Below are 5549 nucleotides of genomic sequence, written 5' to 3'. Positions count from 1 at the left end.
ATTAATTATTATATTAAAATTATTATAATTATAATCTATAAACCACTTTATTTTTATTCATTTTATGTTAAAATAAATTTAAAGTTTCAACTTATAATTTTATATGACACTATGATATATCTAGGTTTATTGATTATGATTTTTATTCTCAATTAAAAACCTAACTTTTAAACGAGAGGGACTTTCATTCTCAATTAGAAAGGAGAAATCAAAATGGAAGCTAATATTGACAGAGTTAAAGCAAAAAAGAATGACTCTACTTTTAAGGGGAAATTTGAAGTATATGAAACAAAATTAGAAATTTTTTTCGCGATTGTAAGTGGGATTTTCATCTTTATCGGTTGGTTATTAGCAAAATATGAACTGGAAGTTGCTTCAATTACCTTTTTTCTAATCGCATACGTCATCGGAGGATTTTTTAAAGCAAAGGAAGGAATTACCGAAACGATTGAAAATAAATCTCTTAATGTAGAAATTTTAATGATTTTAGCAGCCATCGGATCGGCAATTATTGGCTATTGGGAAGAAGGTGCCATTTTAATTTTTATATTTGCTGTAAGTGGTGCTTTGGAGTCATATACGACAAGCAAAAGTCATAAGGAATTAACAGCGCTAATGAACTTACAACCAAAAGAAGCCTGGTTAATTTATGACGGTGTTGAACAGAGAGTATCGGTGGAAAAGTTAAAGGTTGGAGATTACATTTTAGTAAAACCCGGTGAACAAATCCCTGCTGACGGTATTATCACAAAAGGACGGACAAGTGTTGACGAAGCAGCGATTACAGGAGAATCAATGCCTGTAACAAAAGGGCAACAAGATGAAGTGTTTGCTGGTACCGTAAACGGCAGTGGTGCAATTCATGTAAAAATTACAAAACCTAATAACGAAACTCTTTTTCAAAAAATTATCGAACTCGTTCAACATGCTCAAAACGATAAATCTCCTTCTCAACAATTCATTGACCGTTTTGAAGCGAAGTATGTTTATATTGTCTTAATTGCGGTCGGATTAATGATGTTCCTTCCTCACTATTTGTTCAATTGGAGTTGGAATGAATCATTTTATCGTGCGATGGTACTCCTTGTTGTTGCCTCTCCTTGTGCAGTTGTCGCCTCAATTACTCCGGCTGTTTTATCTGCAATTTCGAACGGTGCACGTAACGGTATTTTATTTAAAGGTGGGGTTTACTTAGAAAACTTAAGTAACCTTAAAGCTATTGCCTTCGATAAAACCGGTACATTAACTAAAGGAAAGCCAGAAGTAACGAATTTTATTGTTACTGACGAATTTGAAAAGGAAAAACATCATATATTACAATGTGTTGCTTCAATTGAGAAGCAATCAAACCATCCGTTGGCAAAGGCTATTGTCCAATTCAGTCATGTCAAAAATAATGTGGATCTAATTGAACCTGATTATGTTGAAGATGTTAGTGGATGGGGAATTCAAGGAAAAATTAGTGGAGATACTTGGAAAATTGGTAAAAAAGAGTTTATGGACAAAAAGCCATACTTTAAAGATGACTTACCGAACATTTTAGCATCAGAAGGTAAAACGATTGTTTATGTACAAAAAAACAATGAGTTCGTTGGACTGTTTGCATTAAAAGATGTCCTTCGCCAAGAAGCAAAAGATGCCATTCAACATATACAAAAACTCGGTGTAAAAGCAATTATGCTAACGGGTGACAATAAAAACACCGCGAAAGCTATTTCCAATGAGATCGGAATTAATCAATACATTTCCGAATGTTTACCTGAACAAAAGGTAGATGAAATAAAAAGAATAAAACAAAACTACGGAACAGTAGCAATGGTTGGCGATGGGATTAATGATGCCCCTGCACTTGCAACTGCAAATGTCGGGATTGCAATGGGTGAAGGTACTGATGTTGCACTTGAAACTGCTGATGTCGTTTTAATGAAAAACGAATTATCAAAAATTGCAAAAGCCATTCAATTATCGAAAAAAATGAATCGCATCGTAAAACAAAATCTCACTTTTTCCATTAGTGTAATTATCCTATTAGTATTATCTAACTTTCTCCAAACAATCGATATACCATTAGGTGTCATCGGTCATGAAGGTAGTACGATTTTAGTTATTTTAAATAGCTTAAGGTTATTAAAGTCATAATTTTAGTGAGGGGCTGTCCGAAAAGTAGAAAATACAGATCTTTGATGAGGAAATTGGCGGCGACTCCAGCGGGAACAGCACGAGCCTATAGACCTGCGCAAACGCGCTTGTGCGTTGAGGAGGCTGAGGCCGTGCCCGTGGAAAGCGTCCGCCAAAGTACCGAATAATTCCATCAATAATGTCTAAAAATTGACTTTTTGGACAGCCCCCCATTTTTTATCGCAAGTCCATCTTAGTAACGCGTTTTTCATCCTTTTATTAATTACACTTTTTTCCACCTTTGATTTCATCATTTAATCCATTAATCTCTCCTCCAATAATGAGGATCGCACCTGATAAATAAAACCAAATCATTAAAACAATAATGCCCCCTAAACTTCCGTACATCAATGTATAATTACCAAAATTATTCACGTAAAAAGAAAAACCAAAAGATGCTACTACCCAACCAATTGTTGAAAATAAGGCACCGGGTAAAACCGTAACACATCTTATTTTCCGATTCGGTGTAATCGTATAAACGACACTAAATACGATAAAGAGAATAACTGAACTAATCAACCAACGTAAAGTTGTCCACATATTAATAAATTCATTTGTTTTCCCAAGCTTTGAAAACAAATACTCACCGATGCTTCTTCCAAAGATAGGTATTAGTAGCGCTACTAAAAAGACGAAAATCATTACAATCGTTAAAATTACCGACATACCACGAACAATAAAAAAAGGCCGATTTTCTTCAATTTCATAGGCACGATTGACAGCACGAATTACCGCATTCATCCCGTTTGATGCTGCCCAAAGAGTTGCGATAATACCGAAGGACAGTAGACTACCACTTTGACTTTCAAAAATCTCTTCTAGGTTCCCCCTTATGAAATCTAACGTTTCTCCAGGAGCAAAGTCTTCAAGAAAATACATAATGTGGTGTTGCTCAATCGGTAAATACGGTAAGAGCGAAAAAATTGTAATTAATAACGGAAATAACGATAAAAGAAAAAAATAGGCTAACTGGGCAGAATACCCCAGTGCCTCGTGTTTTTCAATGCGAATAAAGAGCCTAACAAACCAATTATGTTTAAACCGTTCAATAATCTTTTTTATCCCCATTAGAATCACCTAGTTTATTGTAAAATTGCCCTTAATGATTAATTTGTACATAATACAATTAAATATGAGTTTATGTAACTTTTTAATGCGGTGTTTGAGAAACGTTATTTTCATTATTATCCGATTCCTTTAACTCCTGAATCGTATTAATTGTTTCTTGACTTAAACTTTTAATTTCATTTGCTTTTTCTGTGATAAACTGTAAATCTTCGCTAAAATTTTTATATGCCTGTGTGATTTCATTTACCTTATTTTGCACACATTCTACGGTTTGCTTTGGATTAGACACTACATTTTTAATTTTCGCACCAACCCTTTTCCCATCTTCTGCAACCTGTTCTCGCACATCTTTATTGAATAGAGTAACCGCTCCACCAACAATGGCACCAATTACAACGCCCTTCCAAAACTTGTTCGATGACATAGATTCACAACCCTTCTTACTCAATTCCCTTATCTGCTTTAATATGTTCCAACAACGCCTGACAGCCTTCAGTAACTAATGAATATACATAATCAAAATTTCCGGTGTAATACGGATCTGGAACTTCACTTTCCCTCGCTTCTTTAACAAAATCCATTAACTTTGCTACTTGAGCACGAGGATTTTCCCGTTTCAACCGATTAATTCCAGCGATATTGTCATTATCCATTGCAACAATATAATCAAACTGGTGTAAATCCTCTGTTTGAAATTGTCGAGCCACTAAACCGTCATAAGAGATATTATGTTGATCTAAAATATCACAAGTACCACGATGAGGTGGATTACCAACATGCCAACTTCCTAATCCTGCAGAGTCAACTTCAATCTTATCTTGCAACCCTTCTTTTTTTACTAAATGACGAAAAACAGCTTCAGCCATTGGAGATCTGCAAATATTACCTAAACAAACAAATAATACACGAATCATTTTCCTCACCCTTAATAAAATTATTAATAATCAGTATCTAATTAGCATTATATCAAAATTTGATAATTTACATTGGTTTAAAATCATTACAACTTTTTCAACCTGTGTTAAGATAGAAACAAAACATATTAGAAAGGAACGTAAACATGAATTTATCTGTTAAAAGCAAAGAAAACATCGAATTTATGTTAAATGGCATCCTAGAAAAACTTAACTTTATGACTATGTCCGCATTTAAATCAAGCGAAATTAATGAAGATCGTTATGAAGAACTCGTTGATATTTATGAATTAGTTATGAGAAGAGACAATTTTTCCTCTGCTGAAATCCAAGCGCTCGCTGAAGAATTAGGAAATTTACGTAATAAATAATATTTACCTAGTCTCATTCTAAAAATGTGGAAACAAAAACTCCTGGAAACTCTGAGTCCTATTCAGAACTCTTATGTCCAGGAGTTTTTGTTATTCTACATTATCTTGGTCAGTTAAAATGATTGGACCATCTTTCGTAATTGCAATCGTATGTTCATATTGAGCTGAATTTTTACCATCAACGGTACGAGCAGTCCATCCATTCGGATCCATTTTCGAAAAATATGTCCCAACATTAACCATAGGTTCAATTGTAATAACCATACCTTCACGTAAACGGGGTCCTTTACCAGGTAAACCAAAGTGCGGTACATCTGGTTTTTCATGCATGGAAGGTCCGATACCATGACCGATAAAATCACGTACTACTGAAAAACCTTCACCTTCAACATATGTTTGAATTGCATGGCCAATATCACCAATTCGATTACCAACTTTTGCCTGTTCAATTCCTTTATATAAAGCATTTTTTGTAACTTCCATTAACTTTTTATTTTCTTCGGAAACTTCTCCTACTGCATATGTCCAGGCTGAATCAGCTAACGCACCTTTTAAATTTACTACCATATCGATTGTTACAATATCACCGTTTTTTAACGGAGTCTTTCTTGGGAAACCGTGACAAATTTCATCATTTATACTTGCACAAGTAGCATACTCATAACCACGATAGCCAATTTGTTCAGGTGTTGCACCATGTTTTTCTAAATATTCACGAACAAACATTTCAATATCCCAGGAGCTAATTCCTGGTTTAATCATTTTTGCAATTTCTCTATGACAAGAAGCAAGTAATTTACCCGCTTCATGCATCGCTTCAATTTCACGTTTCGATTTTAAAACAATCATCTTTCCACCGCCTTCATTTTTTCTAAAAACTTTCTAATATTTAATACGATTAATACCGAATAAAAGTTATAAGTTCAGGATCATGAATATATATTTTATCATATTTATTATTCATCATACTATGGATTAAAGCAAATGCTTTCCTATAAGGCTTCTAAAAATCCAT

6 protein-coding genes are annotated in these 5549 nt (G+C 34.1%); 2 read left to right on the top strand and 4 right to left on the bottom strand.

Going from position 1 to position 5549, the window contains the following annotated elements:
* Positions 1 to 213 precede the first annotated feature (213 nt).
* Positions 214 to 2139 (top strand): heavy metal translocating P-type ATPase, encoded by a 1926-nt coding sequence (locus GW534_RS15325; RefSeq protein ID WP_161921852.1) that lies wholly within the window; start codon positions 214 to 216, stop codon positions 2137 to 2139.
* 258 nt (positions 2140 to 2397) lie between these two features.
* Here GW534_RS15325 and GW534_RS15320 read toward each other — a convergent pair whose 3' ends face one another.
* From GW534_RS15320 to GW534_RS15310, 3 genes are all read right to left on the bottom strand, one after another.
* Positions 2398 to 3249 carry a YihY/virulence factor BrkB family protein gene (locus GW534_RS15320; protein ID WP_161921851.1) on the bottom strand — a complete coding sequence of 284 codons (852 nt, stop codon included), beginning with the start codon at positions 3247 to 3249 and terminating at the stop codon, positions 2398 to 2400.
* 82 nt (positions 3250 to 3331) lie between these two features.
* Entirely contained in the window at positions 3332 to 3697 is a 366-nt protein-coding gene (locus GW534_RS15315) for a YtxH domain-containing protein (protein WP_161921850.1), read from the bottom strand.
* Complete coding sequence (locus GW534_RS15310; RefSeq protein ID WP_161921849.1) at positions 3690 to 4163, bottom strand: low molecular weight protein-tyrosine-phosphatase; 474 nt, start codon at positions 4161 to 4163, stop codon at positions 3690 to 3692. The genes GW534_RS15315 and GW534_RS15310 overlap by 8 nt, the downstream gene beginning before the upstream one ends.
* A 146-nt stretch (positions 4164 to 4309) precedes the next feature.
* Between GW534_RS15310 and GW534_RS15305 the strand changes: the two genes are divergently transcribed.
* A complete protein-coding gene (locus GW534_RS15305) occupies positions 4310 to 4534 on the top strand; it encodes a DUF1128 domain-containing protein (protein ID WP_161921848.1) in 225 nt (74 codons plus the stop codon).
* Positions 4535 to 4624: 90 nt separating this feature from the next.
* On the opposite strand, the gene map is transcribed toward GW534_RS15305, so the two are convergent.
* Positions 4625 to 5383 (bottom strand): type I methionyl aminopeptidase, encoded by a 759-nt coding sequence (gene map / locus GW534_RS15300; protein ID WP_161921847.1) that lies wholly within the window; start codon positions 5381 to 5383, stop codon positions 4625 to 4627.
* Positions 5384 to 5549: the final 166 nt, after the last annotated feature.

Source organism: Pallidibacillus pasinlerensis, assembly GCF_009996845.1.
Taxonomy (GTDB): domain Bacteria; phylum Bacillota; class Bacilli; order Bacillales; family Caldibacillaceae; genus Pallidibacillus; species Pallidibacillus pasinlerensis.
This window is presented reverse-complemented; position numbering and strand designations above follow the sequence as displayed.

What these genes read in the sequence shown, in the direction of transcription:
- GW534_RS15325 (WP_161921852.1), top strand. Translation starts at nt 214, where the DNA reads ATGGAAGCTAATATTGACAGAGTTAAAGCAAAAAAGAATGACTCTACT.
- GW534_RS15320 (WP_161921851.1), bottom strand. Translation starts at nt 3,249, where the DNA reads ATGGGGATAAAAAAGATTATTGAACGGTTTAAACATAATTGGTTTGTT.
- GW534_RS15310 (WP_161921849.1), bottom strand. Translation starts at nt 4,163, where the DNA reads ATGATTCGTGTATTATTTGTTTGTTTAGGTAATATTTGCAGATCTCCA.
- GW534_RS15305 (WP_161921848.1), top strand. Translation starts at nt 4,310, where the DNA reads ATGAATTTATCTGTTAAAAGCAAAGAAAACATCGAATTTATGTTAAAT.
- map (WP_161921847.1), bottom strand. Translation starts at nt 5,383, where the DNA reads ATGATTGTTTTAAAATCGAAACGTGAAATTGAAGCGATGCATGAAGCG.